At 51.5% G+C, this 18,917-nt stretch carries 12 protein-coding genes; 10 read left to right on the top strand and 2 right to left on the bottom strand.

What is annotated here, in order from left to right; all coding sequences use genetic code 11:
* Positions 1–184 precede the first annotated feature (184 nt).
* Positions 185–457 (top strand): hypothetical protein, encoded by a 273-nt coding sequence (locus HY774_23290; GenBank protein ID MBI4751415.1) that lies wholly within the window; start codon positions 185–187, stop codon positions 455–457.
* Positions 458–469: 12 nt separating this feature from the next.
* A complete protein-coding gene (locus HY774_23285; protein MBI4751414.1) occupies positions 470–976 on the top strand; it encodes a hypothetical protein in 507 nt (168 codons plus the stop codon).
* Positions 977–1,233: 257 nt separating this feature from the next.
* Here the strand turns inward: HY774_23285 and HY774_23280 are convergent, their stop codons facing one another.
* Positions 1,234–2,265: a molybdopterin-dependent oxidoreductase gene (locus HY774_23280; protein MBI4751413.1), complete on the bottom strand. Its 1,032-nt coding sequence runs from the start codon at positions 2,263–2,265 to the stop codon at positions 1,234–1,236.
* A 207-nt stretch (positions 2,266–2,472) separates the two neighbouring features.
* Between HY774_23280 and HY774_23275 the strand changes: the two genes are divergently transcribed.
* The 6 genes from HY774_23275 to HY774_23250 all read left to right on the top strand — a co-directional run bounded on the left by HY774_23275 (position 2,473) and on the right by HY774_23250 (position 15,272).
* A complete protein-coding gene (locus HY774_23275) occupies positions 2,473–4,239 on the top strand; it encodes a M20/M25/M40 family metallo-hydrolase (GenBank protein MBI4751412.1) in 1,767 nt (588 codons plus the stop codon).
* Positions 4,240–4,358: 119 nt separating this feature from the next.
* On the top strand, positions 4,359–4,727 hold the full coding sequence (locus HY774_23270; protein ID MBI4751411.1) for a hypothetical protein: 369 nt from the start codon (positions 4,359–4,361) through the stop codon (positions 4,725–4,727).
* Between the two features lie 2 nt (positions 4,728–4,729).
* The gene (locus tag HY774_23265; GenBank protein MBI4751410.1) at positions 4,730–5,134 is read left to right on the top strand and encodes a hypothetical protein; all 405 of its coding nucleotides are present in this window, start codon (positions 4,730–4,732) and stop codon (positions 5,132–5,134) included.
* Between the two features lie 86 nt (positions 5,135–5,220).
* Positions 5,221–7,761, top strand: coding sequence for a response regulator (locus HY774_23260; GenBank protein ID MBI4751409.1), 2,541 nt, complete (start codon positions 5,221–5,223; stop codon positions 7,759–7,761).
* A gap of 244 nt (positions 7,762–8,005) precedes the next feature.
* On the top strand, positions 8,006–9,013 hold the full coding sequence (locus HY774_23255; protein MBI4751408.1) for a hypothetical protein: 1,008 nt from the start codon (positions 8,006–8,008) through the stop codon (positions 9,011–9,013).
* A gap of 358 nt (positions 9,014–9,371) precedes the next feature.
* Entirely contained in the window at positions 9,372–15,272 is a 5,901-nt protein-coding gene (locus HY774_23250; GenBank protein ID MBI4751407.1) for a carboxypeptidase regulatory-like domain-containing protein, read from the top strand.
* 154 nt (positions 15,273–15,426) lie between these two features.
* Here the strand turns inward: HY774_23250 and HY774_23245 are convergent, their stop codons facing one another.
* Entirely contained in the window at positions 15,427–15,672 is a 246-nt protein-coding gene (locus HY774_23245) for a hypothetical protein (protein MBI4751406.1), read from the bottom strand.
* 200 nt (positions 15,673–15,872) lie between these two features.
* On the opposite strand from HY774_23245, the gene HY774_23240 reads away from it, so the two are divergent.
* A complete protein-coding gene (locus HY774_23240) occupies positions 15,873–17,915 on the top strand; it encodes an SUMF1/EgtB/PvdO family nonheme iron enzyme (GenBank protein ID MBI4751405.1) in 2,043 nt (680 codons plus the stop codon).
* A 5-nt stretch (positions 17,916–17,920) separates the two neighbouring features.
* Positions 17,921–18,790, top strand: a complete 870-nt coding sequence (locus HY774_23235) for an Rpn family recombination-promoting nuclease/putative transposase (GenBank protein MBI4751404.1) — start codon at positions 17,921–17,923, stop codon at positions 18,788–18,790.
* Positions 18,791–18,917: the final 127 nt, after the last annotated feature.

Raw genomic sequence — 18,917 nt, 5'->3', positions numbered from 1 at the left:
TTTTAAGTGATTTTAAAGGATTTTTTGGGAAGAGGTCTTTAATGTCAATCGCAGGTTACGCGATGCCTGATCTGAATGGTTTCACTGGGTCAGACAAACACTCGTCAATTCTTTGTTTACATTGATTCAGCATTACGAATTCCCAACGATTGGCTGTACCAACCAGGAGCTTCACGAGGGAGCAATGATACGAAAAAAGCGAACCGAAATTACCCTTGAAACCAATGTGTTGATCGTGCGTCGCACCCATCAGTCGCGCCCCATTTTTTGTAACACCTGTTTGTCATCAGTATTTCTGGTTGCGCCAGATACGGCGGCGACGCTGGCTGGCGTCAGCACCCGCACCATTTATCGCTGGGTTGAACTTGAGCAGATTCATTACACCGAAACACCAGATGGGAGGCTGCTCATCTGCCCACGGTCATTTCCTGATTGCACTGCGCAAAAGAAACGGTAAGGAGAACCATTTATGAAACTCAAAGCTATTTTATCAGCAGTCTTTACAATACTGCTGATTGGTTATTTCACTGGCAGCACTTTGGCTCAAACCAGAAATATTTCATCCAGGGGTCAAAAACAGGCTCAACTGAAAGCATTTATTGGTTCGTGGGAAGGTGTCTTTACGGCAGAAGAGGGAGGCCCCCCGCCATTCCAAATTATGTTGACCTTTGGTTCAGATGGAACAGTGATTGGTTCTGATGTGGGACCTCCGACCCCCCAACTGGCCAACCCCGAACATGGTGCCTGGGAACGCACCGGTGATAATGAATTCACCATCATCTATAAACAGCTCATTGTCGATGAGAATGGAAACCTTGCCAACACGTTCAAGGGGCGAGTGAAATTTATCCTTGACCCGGCCAAATCGGAAATCAGCGGCATTGTTAAAGTCAATCTCTATGATGCAGAAGGCCATGAACTGATTAGTGGCGAAGGAACGATTCGGTGTCAAAAGATACGGGTTGAACGGTTCTAAGCCCAGCTTTATACCAGTTTGTAGTCAGTAGCCCGTAGTCAGTAGTTCGCTAAGTTTATTTGGTTGAATCACTTGACTGTTTGCTAATACGAGGACTCCATTGCAAATTGGTATTATATGCCAGTGTGCCGGCGACGATGTCGGGAAAATTCAGGGCCGATGAGGTGGAATTTGTTTTCGCTCATCGGCCTTCATCATTTATGAAGTGGTTGATTAGATTGTGTTTTTCATGTTTGGGGATTTTCGGCAGGTGCTTCTCACAACCTCACCACCACCCGATGCCAGCCCGAAGACCCCGCCGGATAATAGCCTTTGCGGGTTTCCGGCTGCAGTTTCCCATTCGCATCAGTCATTCGCACCAGAATTTTGTGTTTCCCGCGCGGAGCATTGGGCCAGACATATTTCCACAACGACCAGTGATTGGGGCCGGTTGGCGATGTGACTTCAGCAGGTTGCCAGCTTGAGCCGTTATCCAGGCTGACTTCGACTTTGGACACAGCAAATCTGCCGCCGTAGGCAATCCCGGTAATCAGCGCATCTCCTGGACTATCACCTGCCGGTTTTGGATCATAACCGGCAGTGTCAATGCGGGACATCGGTTTGACTTCACCTGAGACCGCCCAGCCTTTGCTTTCCCAATATCCGACGAGTGGTCCGGCAGTGACTTCGATTTCCTTGAGCCATTTCGGTTGTTTATAGCCATATTTCCCTGGCAAGAGCACACGGGCTGGGCGTCCGTGTTGGAGCGGCAACGGCTGGCCGTTCATTTCATAGGCCAGATAACTTTCCTCGGTGTAGACATCGGCAATCGGCAACCCGGTGTAGTACCCATCGTAGGCCCGGAAAATCACATTCAGGCTTGAAAATTCAGCCGGAAGAATCCGATCCAGCAGCGGTTGGAGCGGCGTGACGCGCCATTCCGCGTTGTTGATGATGTTTTCCCCGACACCGTTTTCAATACATTCAAAGGTTTTATAGATCAGTTTATTTGGAAGGGCCTTGAGTGCATCGTAGTCGAGTGAAAACGATTTTCCTTCTGGACCAGCAAAGCGCATTGACCAGCCGTCGGCTGTCAGACTTGTCGGGTATTCGTTGAAATAAATGGTATAAAACTCGCCAATTTGCGAAATAAAATCGGTTTTGATTCCGCTCGGCGGTTTGTCGAGATCATCATAAAACCGTTTTCCGATGACTGCCGCCACACCACCGACGATCACACCGACAAAAACCCGGCGGGTCATTTTGCGATTTCCTTCATCCAACTGCTTTTGTGATTCAAATAATTCCATCGGTTGCGTGCTCCACTTCGGTCAGGTTGCGTTCCCGCTGACAAACTGAGTATTGTCAGAGTTTCAGGCCGCTCACAATCAATTTCACCGATTTCTGGGTTCGGGATCCCAAACAAGAAAACAGATAAAAAGGCCAAACATTCAAAGTACCCAACCCTGAACCCTAAACCCCAGACCTAAATTCCACTGAGTAAGGAGAGTTTGCCCGTGATACAAAGGAATGTTTCCCAAAATCAATCTTCAGGTTCTGAACCCCGGAACCCGGAACCCGGAACCCGGAACCCGTTTCCCCGCATTTTTCACCGACTGACGGTATTTTTTGCCCTGGTTGTCTGCCTGACGGCGTTGCTGCCGTCGGGGTTTGTTCGGGTCCTGGCTGGCAGTGAAGACGAAATCGAAAAAGCGATGAAGTCCATTCGCGCCGAAACGCTCCGGGCGCATGTTCGTTTCCTGGCTGATGACCTGCTCGAAGGCCGTGGCCCCGGTACGCGTGGAGCGGAGCTTGCGGCTCGCTATATCGCTTCAGAGTTTGAATCCTATGGCTTAGAGCCCGCTGTCAACGGCGGCTATTACCAGAATGTCCCCATCGTCAACATCAAAGCCGAAGCCGCCACTGCCAAAATGGAAGCGGCGGCTGGCGGCAAAAAAGAAGTGCTTACCTACGGCGAGGAATTTACTGTTCAAAGTGGCCTTGGCGAAACGGACGTTGATATTCACCGGGCTGAAGTGGTGTTTGTCGGCTATGGCATCACGGCGCCGGAAATGAACTGGGACGACTACAAAAATGTAGACGTCAAAGGCAAGATTGTGATGTCGCTGGTGAATGACCCACCGTCAGAAGATCCGAAATTTTTTGGCGGCCCGGCGATGACCTACTATGGCCGCTGGGTCTACAAATACGAAGAAGCTGCCCGGCACGGTGCGCTGGGCGTGGTGCTAGTTCACACAACCGAATCGGCCTCCTATCCGTGGCAGGTGGTGCAAAGCTCCAATACCGGGAATCGTTCAGAGCTGGCGCGGGATGCGAGTTCGCCGCCTGTGGTCAAGGTCAAATCGTGGGTGAATTACGACTCAGCGTTTCGATTTGCCAAACTGGGCGGGCATAACCTCCAGGAACTCGAAAAGCAGGCCCAAAAGCGCGAGTTTCAGGCGGTACCGCTTGGAATCCACCTCAACGTCAGTTTCAAAAGCCAGGTAACGCAACTCAATTCGCCAAACGTAGCCGGACTTTTGCGTGGAAGCGATCCAGAACTGAGTAAGCAGTTTATTGTGTTCACGGCGCACTATGATCATTTGGGTCTGCGCGAGCGCAACCCCGGCGACAAGATCTATAACGGTGCGCTCGACAATGCGAGCGGCGTGGCCGGGTTGCTGGCCGTGGCCGAAGCCATGTCACGGATGACGACCAAACCGAAACGGTCAATTTTGTTCCTGTCAGTCACGGCGGAAGAGCAGGGGTTGCTCGGGGCACAATATTACGCGGAACATCCAATTTACCCGTTGTTACAAACTGCGGCGAATGTGAACCTGGATGGGTTGAATATCTGGGGAGAAACCCGTGATTTCACACCAATGGGGTCTGAACGCTCGACATTGGGTCAGACGATTGACGGACTGGCCACCAAACTTAAATTGAAGATGCGCCCCGATCCATTTCCGGAAAAAGGATTTTTCTTCCGGTCAGACCATTTCTGTTTTGCCAAAGTTGGTGTGCCCTGTGTCTCGGTCAACAATGGAATTGATGTGGTCGGAAAGCCTGATGGGTGGGGGAAAGAGCGCGAGCAAGAGTACACCGCAAAGGACTATCACCAGCCGTCAGACGAGATTACGCCTGAATGGGATTTCAACGGCTGCCGCCAGCACGCCCAGTTTGCGCTCCTGATTACGGCCACTGTCGCCAACGATCCGAAAATGCCGGAATGGAACGAAGGTGAATCCTTTAAAAATGCCCGCGACGCCATGCGGAAGAAGTAGGGCGGAAGAAGACGGGCTGAAGAAGAGGGGGTGAAGAAGACGGGAGTTCAGCCCTAATCCCGAAGTCTTCAGCCCCAGGCCCGAAGTCTTCAGCCCTTAGCCCTAAAAGGAGTGGCCCTATGATCGAAATTCACAAGCAATATGTCGTAGATGAAAACCAGAAGCCGGTGGCGGTGTTGATTCCGATTGAGGAGTTTCGCCAGATTGAAGAATTGCTTATGCAAGAACCGTCTTCGAGCAAAGCTCAATCAGATGATCAAACCAAAGGGAATGAATCTGCAAAACGGTGGGAATTGGAGCGTGCCTGGCTCAAGCAACATCGGGTTGAGTACGCTGGTCAATGGGTTGCTTTGTGGGGGAACAGGCTACTGGCTGCTGGTCCTGATGCTCAAAAAGTTTACAGACAAGCGCAACAGCAAGGAGTCGTAGATCCATTATTGACTCAGGTTGAAACACCTGATGAAGAGTTGATCGGAGGTTGGGAGTAATCATGCACCAGTTGGTTTTTTCAACCAGGGGAAGCTATGATCCAGGAGAGGATAGCATCACCTTGAAGGTCTCTCTGAGTCTTGGAACTGAAAAAGTAACAACCACTGCAAAGCTTGATACTGGCTCATCAGCTTGTATTTTCAAACGTCAGATTGGAACCCAACTTGGACTCGACATTGAGTCTGGAATGGAAAAGCGTTTTAGCAGCGTTCACGGAACGGCCATAACTTACGGGCATTTTGTCACCTTATCAGTGCTGGATTTGAGTTTTGATGTGATGGTGTATTTTGCCGCTGATGACTATTTTCCACGCAATTTGCTGGGTCGCCACGGCTGGCTGGATCAAGTCCGGGTCGGACTGATTGATTACGAAGGATTGTTGTTTCTCAACCGGTACGCCGATTGAAGATTGTTGGAAAGTATGGACAATGGAGGTCTCCCAATAACTCCAGCCGCCACCTGACAGAGAACAAGGAGTCCCTCCCTACACCAATGCTCACCAAACAATTCCACCTTTGGGGATTTTCGCTCTGGCTGGTGTTGCTGGCCGGGAGTTTGGTGTCTGTGTGGGCGGCAGAGCCACTTCCGGTTTCAGTGATTGAAGTTCCCATCGATGTGACACAGGGGTGGAAATTCCAAACTGGTGATAATGTGAACTGGGCTCAACCTGAGTTTGACGACAGAGCCTGGTCCTCCGCTTCATTGACTCAAACCTGGGGCAAAGAAGGCTACATCAGTGGGGTTCAGTGGTACCGGCTGCATATTCGTCTGCGTTGGGATGCAGATGAGATGCAGCATCATACTTCGATTGGAATTGCCCTCGGGAAGTTTGAATATGGGTGTTATCAGGTATATGCGGGCGGGAAACTGATTGGGAGCTATGGTGAACTCTTCCCAGGTCTGCGCACCCTGCCTGGACGTGCACGAGTATTTGAAATCCCAACTGAGGCGATTGGTCCAGATGGAACCTGCGTGGTGGCAATTCGTGCGTGGCGCGACCCTGATTATGCACAGGTCATGAAGACCATGCGGGAGCAACAACTTGGTGAATTTTTGTTTGGTGAGTTACACGATCTGCGGCGGGAAGTTCAACTCCAGGAACAAGCAACCTGGCTGGCCAATGTTCCACAACTGATTTGCCTGGTTGTCTTTATCCTGGTTGGACTCTATCACTTACAGCTTTTTCGCCGCCGCCGGGAACTGAAGGAGTATTTCTGGTTTGGACTGATTCCAATTTTTGCGTCGGTCAGTATTTTTTTTAATTCAGAGTTGTGTCTGGGCGTGGTGACTCCGCTTCAAGCCTGGGGACTGGCCCTTGGCCCTGCTTTTTTCAATAGTGTCTTTTGGATTCAGTTTTATTGTTTGATCTTTGGATGGCCATTTACGCGAGTTATCCGGGTGTGTCAGATATTGCCAGGCTGTATGGCGGTGGCTGTCCTCCTCTTTCCAGATTGGACATTTACCACACTGGGTTGGACGGTATTGCTTGGCGCGCTGCCGTTTATGTGGCTCTCGCTGGTGATGCTTCCAAAAGAAATGAAGCGTGGAAATCCAACCGCCCAGACCATTTTTATTGGGATTATGTGCCTGATTGCCACCCGGATGTATGATGGACTCGCCATCTTTGGGTATTTGCCTCAACTCAACCTTGGGTACCTCGGGTTTGCTGTGGTTATCCTGGCCATGGCGATCTCGCTTGCCAATCGGTTTACCCAGGTTTACGGGGAACTGGATGCGCTCACCCATGCGCTTGAAACGAAGGTTGAGGCACGGACTGCCGAACTGGGGGAAACCGTCGAAAAACTCAAAGTTTCAGAAAAACAGGCGTTGGAGGCCAAAGAAGCAGCACTTGAAGCCAGCCGGGCCAAAAGTGTATTTCTGGCCAATATGAGCCACGAAATCCGAACGCCGATGAATGGCATTATCGGGATGTCAAACCTGCTGCTGGATACCAGCTTAAACGCTGAACAGAAAGAATTTGCCGAGACGGTGGCCTCGTCGGCTGAGATGTTGCTGACGATCATCAACGACATTCTGGATTATTCAAAAATCGAAGCTGGAAAGTTAAAGATTGAAGCGGTTGAATTTGACCTCCGCCAAATGATCAAACAAACCACGACCATTCTTGGGAAAAGTGCTGAAGACAAAGGCTTGACGCTGACAGCAACGGTTGATCCTGAACTTGATCAAACCTATGTGAGTGATCCAGTCAGGTTGCGCCAGATTTTGACCAACCTGGTTGGGAATGCGATCAAGTTTACCAGTCAGGGGACGGTGACAGTTTCAGTCCAGGCAGGCCACCGGTCCAAAGATCAGGTTCAACTCAAATTTTGCGTCCAGGATACTGGAATTGGAATTGACCCGGTTGCCCAGTACCATATTTTTCAACCTTTTATCCAGGCAGATGGCAGTACAACCCGAAAGTTTGGCGGAACGGGTCTGGGACTCACTATTTCACGACAACTGGTGGAATTGATGGGCGGCACGATTGGTCTTGAAAGTGAAGTCGGGAAAGGTTCGTCGTTCTGGTTTACAGTCCCTGTGAAACTGGCTGAATCCCAACCCGCTCAGAATGTAATGAAGCCTGTGGCGAGCGCGTCTGGGGAGCAACTGATGGTGGCTCCACAAAGTGAAGCGCACTTGTTTTCCCAATTTTCTGTCTTGCTGGTCGAAGATAATCTGGTGAACCAACGGGTCGCGAGGCGACAACTTGAGAAATTGGGGCTCCGGGTTGAGGTGGCGCTCAATGGTCGTGAAGCCGTCACAGCAGTTTCAACCAAAGCTTATGATCTGGTCTTGATGGATTGTCATATGCCGGAAATGGACGGCTATGAAGCCACCGCCGAAATTCGCCGCCGGGAAGGGGCGTCACGCCACACCGTGATTATTGCCTTAACGGCCAACATGATGCAGGGAGACGCCGAGAAATGTATCCAGGCTGGAATGGATGACTATCTGGGCAAACCTTTTCAACCTACTGAGCTTGGTGTCATCATCGAACGCTGGCTCACCCCGACGCGGAGTGTTGGATAAAGTTCAGAATTCAAGTCTCAGTTTGCAGAAAAATGTTCAGCGTATCGTCTTTAGACGAGAGGTTTTTCTTGTGCCCGACTCGTGCAGATAAATTGCTTGAAGTCCTTGATCCTTTGCACAATCAGCCATCACCGATTATCCATCGCGATATAAAACCGGCCAATTTGAGATTGACCGAAAGCGGCGAACTTTTGAAGTGCGGCGGCTTGACACCGCTTTTCGAAATTTTCAGGAGGATACAACCTTGGAAAACGAACCCCTGCGAGACGATTATGACAGCCCCTGGAAAGAGGCATTGGATGAATACTTCAAAGATTTTCTGGAATTGCTCTTCCCAATGGCTCACGATGGGATTGATTGGAGTGTCGAGCCGATCTCACGCGATAAAGAGCTCCAAAAGGTCACGGCCACAGCGCAGATGCCGCGCCAGATTGCGGATAAACTCAAGGAAGTCCGAACTCTGGATGGCCACACCCGCTGGGTGTTGGTCCATATCGAAGTGCAAAGCCAGTGGGAAGCCCACTTTCCAGAACGGATCTTTCGATTTGACGCCCGATTGTATGACGAGTTTGGGAAACACGTGGTGAGTCTGGTGGTGTTGGGAGACGCCAATCCGGACTGGAATCCAAACCAGTTTGGGTGGTCTTTCTGGGGATACGAACTCAAAGTCCGGTTTCCAACGGTCAAGCTCAATCGCTTACATCAGGAGGGATTGGAGCACAGTCAGAACCGGTTTGCGCCGCTGGTGTTGGCGCATTTGAAGACGATGGAAACCAAAGGTGAACCCGAATCCCGGCGCGAATGGAAGTTTCGGATTGTGCGTTCGCTCTATGAACGAGGGTACGAACGCGAGGATGTACGCAAGCTGTTTCGGCTGATAGACTGGTTTATGCAGTTACCACCAGAAGTGGAAACCAAATTCCAGCACGATCTGGAAGAATATGAGGAGCACCACCATATGCCATATGTCACTGCCATTGAACGCATGGCCGAAGCCCGAGGCGAGGCCCGAGGCAAAGCTGAAGGCAAAGCTGAAGGCAAAGCTGAAGGCGAAGCCCGAGGACGAATCCTGTCAAAAATTGAAACCCTTTTGTTCACCCTTGAAACCAGGTTTGGAGTGGTGGGCTCGGAGATGACAAAAGCGATTCAGACCATTGAGAATGAAGAACTTTTGACCTTTCTGCACAAACAAGCCATCCTCGCGGCAACCCTTGAGGAATTCACTGAGATTCTGGAAAAACAGCGCCAGTGATGAATTGGGAGATAGGGTTTGGGGAAATCAAAAGAAAACAATACACGGAACAGAAAGAACGAGAATGATACCATTTTGGAATGAAGCCCTCGTATTATGGCGAGGCTAAACTATTGAAAAAATTGTATTTCCCTTAGCCCGATACCCTCAGCCCAAAATGGTATGACAAACCAGATTTTCAACCATCCTGGGAGCGCCGCTCCCAGGAAATGTTAATCTGAATGGTAAAATTGGAAAAATCTCCAGAAAGCTGAAATCCCACTCGCCAGACTGTCATCTACTCTGTATCAGGCGTTTCCTCAGCGCCGATTGATGACTGTTTCAGTCCAAAATCCTCAAAGAAAAGAGCGCAAGCCCTATGCGTTACGCGATCTGGTTTGTCCTGTCTGGCCTGCTGTGTGGTTTTCTGGCTTTTGCCGTGAGTGGAGTCTCTGCGACTGGTACCGTCCAGGTGGATGAGTCCGCCATCCGATTAACACCGAACAATCAACAGGTTGAACTCACCTTCAGTGTGACGAACCCAACCGGACAATCAGTCGAGGCCGTGGTTGAAGCCGAGGTGCTGACTCCAGATGACACGATCCGAGATCAAACAAAAGTTCAAGCTGTTTTGAAACCTGGAAAGTCGCTGTTGCGCTTGAAGTTTGACCATTCCTGGTTCACCCCTGGTGCACCAAACTCAATTCAGTTCTTGCTTGACCGGGTGCGGTATCGAGTGACCCCAGCGGCAAAAACGGTAACTCCGGCTCACGGCATTGTGTCGGTGTCGGAACTCATGCCGGATTCTTTTTCGCTCCAGGTGAGAGTCCCTGAATTTGCACCGGTGGGTGGACGGTATCTGGCACTGGTTGAAGCCGTGCATCCGGTAACTGGTCGGATTGTGCCCTGGGTGGCGCTGGATGCCCGATTGACAGTCAAAAACAAAACCGGGGAAGTGGTCAAATCGGCCCAGGCCGAAACCGGAGCTGAAGGAACCGGCATTTTGAGATTTGATTTGCCAACGATTGGTAAAACCGATGATGTGAAAATCATAGTGACCGGGTCAAAAAACGGCTGGACCCAAACAACTGAACAAAACCTGGAACCCAATCGGGAGGCAACACTTTTTCTCCATACCGATAAACCGCTGTACCAGCCCAAACAAACCGTGCATCTCCGGGCACTTGTTTTTAATGCCGCAAAACAAGCCGCGGCGGCGGCGGTCGTTCAGTTTCAAGTCGAAGATCCAACCTATGAAACAGTGTTTGAGAAAGAAGCCACCACGTCGCGGTTTGGTGTGGCAACGGTAGATTGGGAAATTCCAGAGAATCAGCGCTCAGGTGAATATTCCGTCATTGCCAGATTTCCAGATGACAGCTCATTGAGTGGAATGACCAGCACGCCCATCAAAATCAGTCGCTATGAACTCCCGACGTTTGTGGTTGCCGTCGAAACCAACCAGCCGTTTTATCTTCCCGGTGAGTCAGCCACCGTGACCGTGCAGGCGACCTACCTTTTCGGACAGCCTGTCAAACAGGGCCAGGTGCGGGTGGTTCGTGAAGTCGAGCGAAGCTGGAATTATGAACATCAAAAATGGGATGTGACCGAAGGCGAGCCCGTGACTGGTCTTACCAATAGCCAGGGTCGGTTTCAGACGGTGATTGACCTGACTCAGGTTCACGAGGAACTCCAATCTGACCGTGAATCAATCAGGGATGCGACCTATCGCGCTTATTTCACCGATGCTTCAACTGGTAGAACGGAGCAGGGGCGGTTTACGATTCGGGTCAGTCAATCATCGCTTCAGGTCAAGGTATTTAACTGGCATCATCCGGCAGTGGTTGGAATGCCTTACGCGTTTTATGTGCTGACCGAACTGGCTGAAGGAAAAGCTGTTCCGACGACGGTTGAAGTCGTGCCGCGAACTCAGCCAGCTTCCACCGCCGAAGGCCAAACCCGGAAACCTCGTCGAGCCAAAACATTGCGTACCAACCAGTTGGGACTGCTTAAAATTGAGATTCCGGCAAAAGAAATGGTTGGTGATGAGCTGGTTTTTGATTTGACCATTTGTGACCAGGCCGGGCACACGACCCAAACCACACACCGCGTTGAATTAAAAGATGAGCCAGCCCTGATGCTTCAAGGGAAACAAACGCTCTATCATCCGGGCGAAGACATCACGGCCACGCTGTTTGCTCACAACCAGAACGGTCAGGTGCTGGTTTCAGTGGTTTCAGCCGGTCGAGTGCTGGCCAGCCAGACGATTCAGGCCGGAAATTCACCGAAACTGATTCGGTTTCCGTATCGCTCAGAGTTCAAAGGCGTCTTACAACTGGTCGCCACCGGTACAAAACCAACGGAATCCGGGGATTTGATTGATTCTCATTGGGTTGTTATTTACCCACAGAGTCAGCGGCTCAACGTGAAGGCCAACTCTGATCGGAAAATCTATGCTCCTGGAGCCAATGGCACGCTCCAGGTTGACGTTCGCACTGCGGGGAATACTCCGGTTGAGAGCGTGCTTGGTGTTGCGATGGTGGATCGGGCGGTTCAGGCTCGTCTTCAGAGTGAATTCAATCCGAATCTTGAATTTGGCTTCTCAGAAAGCATCAATCGCTGGCTGGGCGAAACACTGGTTGATGGAAAAATTGATTTTCGTTCGTTAGCCCAGCTTGACTCTTCCGAGCCGTTTCCAGCCGGGTATGATGTGCTGGCAGAAATCCTTGGAAATGAGCCGTATAGCCCACTTTCTGATTTTCGACACTTTGGCGGTTCGGTTCTGGAGGTTTGGAGATTGCGAGAACTCTTTCGTGAGTCGGTTTCCAAATCACTGGAAGGATTTCGAACTCAGATACAACAGGCCCTTGAATCGGCTGAAACCCCACCTCAAAACGCGGCTGAACTGGCTTCTTTTTTAGAAGCGCACCGGGTGGGACTGGACGAGTTGAAAGATCCCTGGGGTGTTTCATACCGCGTCTCAGTCAGAACATTTCGTGAAGAAAATAATGGGTCACTGGTAACGAATGGGCCGGATAAACGTCCCGGTACGCCGGATGATTTCGCCGCTATCGAATTTGACTGGCCTTTTTTCCAGGCCACCGGCAAACGGATTGACCGGGCTGTGGAGCAGTACCATGCCCGCACCGGAGGCTACATCCAGGACTATGAAACCTTGAAAGCGGAACTTGCCCGCCAAAATCTGGCACTTGATGAGCTACGCGACCCGTGGGGAAGGCCCTATCGCTTTACTTTTTCAATTGAACGGGAAAACTATGTCATTGCAGTGCGTAGCCGTGGCGAGGATGGCATCGAAGTTGATCCACAACAGCCGTATGGCGGCGATGATTTTCGAGTCTGGACTTCCAGGTGCAATTATTTTGTAGACACCTGGGCAACGCTTGAGCAGGCCGTGGGGGATGTATTGCCGGAAATTATTCTGGCTCATGACAAAGACAAGGCTTTTCGAGAGAAACTGGCAGCGGCTGGGATCGTCTTTGACGAGTTGCGTGACCTGTGGGAAAGCCCGCTCTATCTCAATTTCCGACACCTGGAACTCAAACCAACCAATGAGGATAACTCTGAGACGCCTCAGATGCAGGTTGTGTATCGCTATGGCACGGTTTCAATCTGCAGCCGTGGGCCAAATCAGGTCCAGGGGGATGCGGATGATTTCGTCCTGGGAATGCTGGCAACCCGAACGGCGACCAGTCAGACAGGTCAATCTCCTGATGAAAAAGCGCTCTTAGAGAGTGATACCGGTGCAACCGGGACCCTGATGGGAACCGTGATGGATGAGACCGGTGCCGTTATTGCTGGTGCAAAAATTGAAGCAATTGCCAAGGGTACCGGCCAGATCTTCTCCACAAAAACAAATGAGAATGGCCAGTATTTTCTGGTGCAACTGCCGCCCGGATGGTACGAGGTCAATGCGAATGCCGGCGGTTTTCAACACGTTCGATATGAAAATGTTTTGCTGCGTGGCAACCGAATGACCGTCGCCAATGTCACGCTGATAGTTGGTGGTTCCTCAGAAGTCATCATTGTTTCGTCAGGTGAGGTGTTGGTACAAACCACCAACTCAGAGGCGCGAGTCAGGACACGGGCAGAGCAACAGGTTGCCTCCAGAGTTCCCGTACCGCTCTTTACTCCCAGAGTGCGGCGATATTTTCCGGAAACCCTGCTCTGGCAGCCGCAGGTTGAAACCGACCAAAATGGCCACGCCCGGCTCAATTTCAAACTGGCGGACAGTCTGACGACGTGGAAAGTTTCGGTGCTGGCTTCGACGCTTGATGGTCAGCTTGGGGTGGTTGAAAAAGAAATCCAGACGTTCCAGCCGTTTTTTGCTGAACTCGATCCGCCCCGAACCCTCACCGTCGGCGATCAAATCACGCTCCCGGTTATTGTTCGCAACTACTTGAAGAAAAAGCAGAACGTCACGCTCAACCTCAAACCGGAAGACTGGTTTGTAACCCGTGATGCCGCTTCAAAAACCCTTGAGGTGGCTGGTGAGAACGAGGCCCGCCGGACGTTTTCTTTCGACGTCGTAAAACCATCGCCAACGGCAACCCAGCAGGTAACTGCTACCGGAACTGAATCCAGCGACGCAGTTGAAAAACCAGTCACTGTTCAACCAGATGGTGAGGAACAGGTCCAGACTGATGGGCAACTCTTCTCAGAAGGTGCGAAGTTTGAAACTCTCGTCCCGACGACAGTTCTGTCTGGGACACTTCACAGCACGCTGAAACTCTATCCGAATTTGCTCGGCCACGTGTTTGAAGGCATTGAAGGCATTTTGCAGCGTCCGCATGGCTGTGCCGAACAGACGATTTCCTCAACGTATCCAAACGTGATGGTGTTGAAATACCTGGCACAACTTGAACAACCAGAAGCTGTTACCGCTCAACGGGCACGCGATTACACTCAGCAGGGAATTGACCGGTTGCTGGGGTATCAGCATGAAACAGGTGGTTTTACCTATTGGGGGAATGGTTCGCCTGATTTGACTTTGACGGCCTATGCCATTCGGTTTTTGACCGATGCGCGTGAGTTTGCCACGGTGGATGAATCGGTGATTGACCGGGCCCGAAGCTATGTTTTGAGTCAGCAACAAACTGATGGAAGCTGGGCTTTTGACAACCGGTATTCTCGTCCCGATCAATCGGTGTATAACCTTCAACAATCAGCTTATGTGGCGCTGAGTCTGGCCAGTTCCGGAGAAAAGTCTGAGACATTCCAGAAGGCGCTTGACCGACTGGCCAGCCAGATTGAACCGAGTGACAGCCCATACTGGCTGGCGGTGACGGCACTGGCGGCCAGTCGTGCTGGTCAACCAGAACTGGCCGCTCAAGCCGTAGCGCGATTAGGCAAATTGATCAAACCGGGTACAGAGCAAGTTTCCTGGAATCAATCGATTGAGACGCCATTTCACGGCTGGGGCCGCGCCGGGGAAGTTGAAACCACGGCCCTGGCGCTACGGGCAATTCTCGCGGTGACAGGAAACGTTCAGGCATCAGAATGGCAATCGCGTTTCAATCGGGGATTGCTCTATCTGCTTCAGAACAAAGATCGGCACGGCGTCTGGCTCTCAACTCAGGCTTCGGTTGCCGTGTGGGAATTGTTGTTTGCACTAAACGCGCAGGAACGTGAAGCCAGAAAGATCGCTTCAGCACTTGACGTCTGGGTCAATGGTCAGTCGTTCAAAACGATTGACTTGACCGGAAAGGAAGACCGCTGGTCTCCGATCACAGTTGACCTGACAGAGCGCTTTGCACCGGGCCGCAATCTGGTGGAACTTCGCTGTCAGCAACCGGTTACACTGATGAGCGCCCAACTGATGACCAGCCTGTATGTGCCCTGGACCGTTGAACCAGGAAAAGTCGCCCAGAAATCGCCTGATTTGAACTTCGACGTGACTTTTGACAAAACCGAAGCCGCCCTGGGCGAGGTGGTGACGTGCCGGGTTGGCTACGAACGCAAAGACCGTGGAAATGGCATGCTGCTGGCGGAAATTGGACTCCCGCCGGGCGTCGAAGTTGACCGTGAATCACTCACTCAGGCGTTGAGAAAGCAGGCTCGCGGCGGGCAATCGTTCGACATCCAGCCGGATCGGGTGGTGCTGTACCTGTGGCCCTGGCGGAATGAAAAAAATACGCTTGAATTTACCTTCCGGCCCCGGTTTGCCATGAAAGCCAAAACCGTACGTTCGCTTTTGTATGATTATTACAATCCAGATGCGCAGGTTCTGATCGCGCCAGCACGGTTTGTTGTCCGCGAGAAATAAAGTTCAGGAAAAAAATTTGGAGTGCTGCAACTTGGTGCAGCTTTGGTAGTTCAGCGACTTGTCGCTGTCGAGTTTGGTTTCGTCGGTGACAAGTCGCCACATACGAAAGCGGTGACAAGTCCCCGCAGTCCAAAAAATGCTACGAGTTGGCGACTCATTGTGCTTGATCCTCATCGAATTTTCCCCACATTTCACGCCGGGCTTCGGCAATATCATCACTGGTCAGAGATTGATTTAAGAAGGTAAGCTGGCCACATAGTTTGTGATGACCAGTGTGTAAGGGCGACTCTTGCCCAAGTTCAGCCGCCATTGAATTGACAATCGAAAGAACCTGTTTCTGCTGCTCAACTGGCAAGGAAGCAATTTTATGCGCAATGATTTCGACCAGATTGGTTGCCATTGTAGGGATTCCTCCACCGTAGTATAACCGACCCAAACTTGCCACAAATTATCTCAACCCGCAACCACGAAAAAATGTGAAGTAAATCAGTGCTCCAGCTTTTTCCGTTCAGTGACCTTCCCATCGGGCGGCTGAATCGCGTATTGTTGGCCCTCAATCGAACAGGCTGTTCTATCCCAAGTTTTTGAATTTTCTGATCTATGCTTGCACCTGGACTTGTTTTACAGGATCGCTATCGGATTGTGCGTCAGTTAGGGAAAGGCGGAATGGGCGCCGTGTACGAGGCTCAACACGTCAAACTCGGCCACACCGTAGCGGTCAAAGAAACCTTTTTTTCCGAAGACCACCTGACCAAAGCGTTTGAACGCGAAGCCCGGTTGCTCGCCGGGTTGAGCCATCCGGCATTGCCCAAAGTCAGTGATTACTTTAGCCAGGATAACGGTCACTTTCTGGTCATGGAGTTTATTCCCGGCAAGGATCTGAGCGCGTATCTGGCCGAACACGGCACGGCGTTACCGGTTCAACAGGTGTTGCACTGGGCTGATCATTTGCTCGACGCGCTGGAGTATCTCCATAACCAGCAACCGCCGGTGATTCATCGAGATATCAAACCCGCCAATTTAAAAGTAACTGCAGAAGGGCGGATTTTTCTGCTGGATTTTGGTCTGGCAAAAGGGCTCATCACCCAGATGTCACAGGTTTCTGGGTCAAGCGGGGCCAGCGTTCAGGCATATACCCCTGGCTATGCACCGGTTGAACAAATGCAGGGCAGCGGCACCGATGCCCGGAGCGATGTGTTTTCACTGAGCGCGACCCTGTATCACCTCCTGACCGGGGCCCCGCCGGTGGATGCGCTGACTCGTGCCATGAAGGTTGCCAAACGGCTGCCTGATCCTCTTCCGCTGGCCAGTGAGATCAACTGGATGATTCCGGTGTCGGTTGCCAGAGTATTGCAACAGGCCCTTGATCTGGATGAAGACCTGCGTCCGACGACAGCGGCAGATTTTCGGCGGATGTTGCGCCAGGCAGGTACCGCGAGCATCGAACAACCCGGAACCGTTCCAGTCGCAGGTAGTGCGACCAGTCCAGGGGCTTCATTTCACAATGATCTGACCCGACAGGCATCTCAAAATCTGAGCTGGAGCGAATCGGAAACTGTGGTTGACCCCAACAAATCAGCTCCGCCGCCGGTTGCTCCGGCCCAGAGTTTCCAGACACGTCCCATGCCACAGCCGGCAGCTCATCCGACGCTACCACCGACGGTCCAGATACCATCACCCCCGGCATCGGACATGGCCGCTCCAAAATCGAGAAAATGGATGGTTCCCGTGCTGGCGCTGGTCGTGCTGGTTCTGGTTATTGGCGCGATTGGGGCCGGGTTGAGGTTGGGCGTTCAAAAGAAAACAGCGTCGTCGTCATCTGCCCCCCAGCCTCAGAAGACAACCAAACAGGTACCCGCCAAAAAGACTGAGGACCCGTCTGTTCCAGTGGTTTCGCTCCTGAGCGCGACCTTCAAAAACGACATTGGCATGGAGTTTGTCCTGATTTCACCTGGCAGCTTTGTGATGGGCTCACCCGAAAGCGAAGCCGACCGCGACCCTGACGAAGGCCCACAACACAAAGTGACGATTTCCCAGCCGTTTTATCTGGGAAAATATGAAGTGACGCAGAGCGAGTGGCAGGCCGTGATGGAAGACAACCCTTCAGACTTCACCGGTGATCGGCTGCCAGTGGAGAATGTTTCGTGGGATGACTGCCAGGAATTCTTGAAATGGCTCAATGATCGCAAAGATGGCTACACCTATCGGTTACCAAGCGAGGCCGAGTGGGAATATGCCTGTCGTGCTGGAACCAAAACACCATTTTCGTTTGGCGAAAAGGTGACGATGAAGCAGGTAAATTATAGTGGGAACTTCCCTTACGGTGATGATCCAGAAGTAGATGGCCAGGGAAAAACCACCACGGTGGGGAGCTATCCAGCGAACGCCTGGGGGTTGTACGACATGCACGGCAACGTTCGGGAATGGTGCCAGGACTGGCTTCAGGAGAATTATAACGGTGCCCCGACCGATGGAAGTGTTTGGAAGTCAGGGCTGGATACCCAATATCGTGTGCTGCGAGGCGGTGCCTGGAATGTGAATGCCAAAGATTGCCGCTCAGCCGTCCGGAGCGGAAACTCACCTGAGATGGTTGATAATTCCTACGGATTGCGCATTGTGGCTGAAAAAGTCGAGAAGAATTGAGCGGAATCCAGACTGACAATTTGTGCAAATACCTGGCTGAGAAATACCCATTGGATTTTGCTGAGTGGGTGCTGGGTCAGCGGCCAACGGAGGCTGAAATCCTGAAAACCGAGCTGAGCATTGAACCGATTCGGGCAGATTTTGTGGTGTTTCTGAAGGTGGACGGCTGCATTCTGCACCTGGAGTTTCAAACAGTCGGTGAAAGTAAACCACCTGTGCCACTCCGAATGCTGGATTATTTTGTGCGACTATATCGGAAGTATGGGTTGCCCGTGGTGCAGGTAGTGGTGATTTTGACGGAAACAGCGGCGGGAAGATCATTACCGAATGAATTTCGAGTAGGAGACACAGTGCATCGGTATCACGTGATCCGAATGTGGGAACAGCCGCCGGAATTGTTTTTGAACCATCCAGCATTGTTGCCGCTGGCGGTGTTTTCACGGACGACCAATCCGAACGAGTTGTTGACCCAGGTGGGAGAAAGCATTGAAACGATTGCGAAACCGGTTGAACGGCGCGATATTTTGACGTGTACGCAAATCCTGGCGGGATTGCGATTTGACCAAAACTTAATCCGAGCAATATTGAGGGAGCGACATATGCGGGAATCAGTGATTTACCAGGAAATTCTGGAAGAAGGCCGCCAAGAGGGTCGGCAGGAAGGTCGGCAAGAAGGTGAAGCCAAAATCGTGTTGCGACAATTGTCGCGGCGACTGGGCCTGTTTTCGGCTGACCTGAAACAACGGATCGAATCATTGCCGGTCGCCCGGTTGGAGGAGCTTGGAGATGCCTTGCTTGATTTTCACGAGGTCAAGGACCTGGAAACCTGGCTGGCTCAAGAATCTGGAACATCAGCACCTCCAACCGAATCATAGGAAATGGTTGATTTAAACAGTGAACCGTTGCTGCTTTCAGGCAGGTTTGATCCCCCAAATTTGATCTGAAAAAACACGGAGTTGTCTGAAGGCCGCAACTCGTGACGTTCACTTCATTTCCAACTGA

The sequence above is a fragment of the Acidobacteriota bacterium genome, from assembly GCA_016208495.1.
Classification (GTDB): domain Bacteria; phylum Acidobacteriota; class Blastocatellia; order Chloracidobacteriales; family Chloracidobacteriaceae; genus JACQXX01.
The sequence above is the reverse complement of the archived record's forward strand: the minus strand, read 5'-3'. Positions and strand labels throughout refer to the sequence as shown.

Bases quoted from the DNA above. Each gene is read 5' to 3' on its own strand.
- HY774_23290 (MBI4751415.1), top strand. From the start codon at position 185: ATGATACGAAAAAAGCGAACCGAAATTACCCTTGAAACCAATGTGTTG.
- HY774_23285 (MBI4751414.1), top strand. From the start codon at position 470: ATGAAACTCAAAGCTATTTTATCAGCAGTCTTTACAATACTGCTGATT.
- HY774_23280 (MBI4751413.1), bottom strand. From the start codon at position 2,265: ATGGAATTATTTGAATCACAAAAGCAGTTGGATGAAGGAAATCGCAAA.
- HY774_23270 (MBI4751411.1), top strand. From the start codon at position 4,359: ATGATCGAAATTCACAAGCAATATGTCGTAGATGAAAACCAGAAGCCG.
- HY774_23265 (MBI4751410.1), top strand. From the start codon at position 4,730: ATGCACCAGTTGGTTTTTTCAACCAGGGGAAGCTATGATCCAGGAGAG.
- HY774_23260 (MBI4751409.1), top strand. From the start codon at position 5,221: ATGCTCACCAAACAATTCCACCTTTGGGGATTTTCGCTCTGGCTGGTG.
- HY774_23250 (MBI4751407.1), top strand. From the start codon at position 9,372: ATGCGTTACGCGATCTGGTTTGTCCTGTCTGGCCTGCTGTGTGGTTTT.
- HY774_23245 (MBI4751406.1), bottom strand. From the start codon at position 15,672: ATGGCAACCAATCTGGTCGAAATCATTGCGCATAAAATTGCTTCCTTG.
- HY774_23240 (MBI4751405.1), top strand. From the start codon at position 15,873: ATGCTTGCACCTGGACTTGTTTTACAGGATCGCTATCGGATTGTGCGT.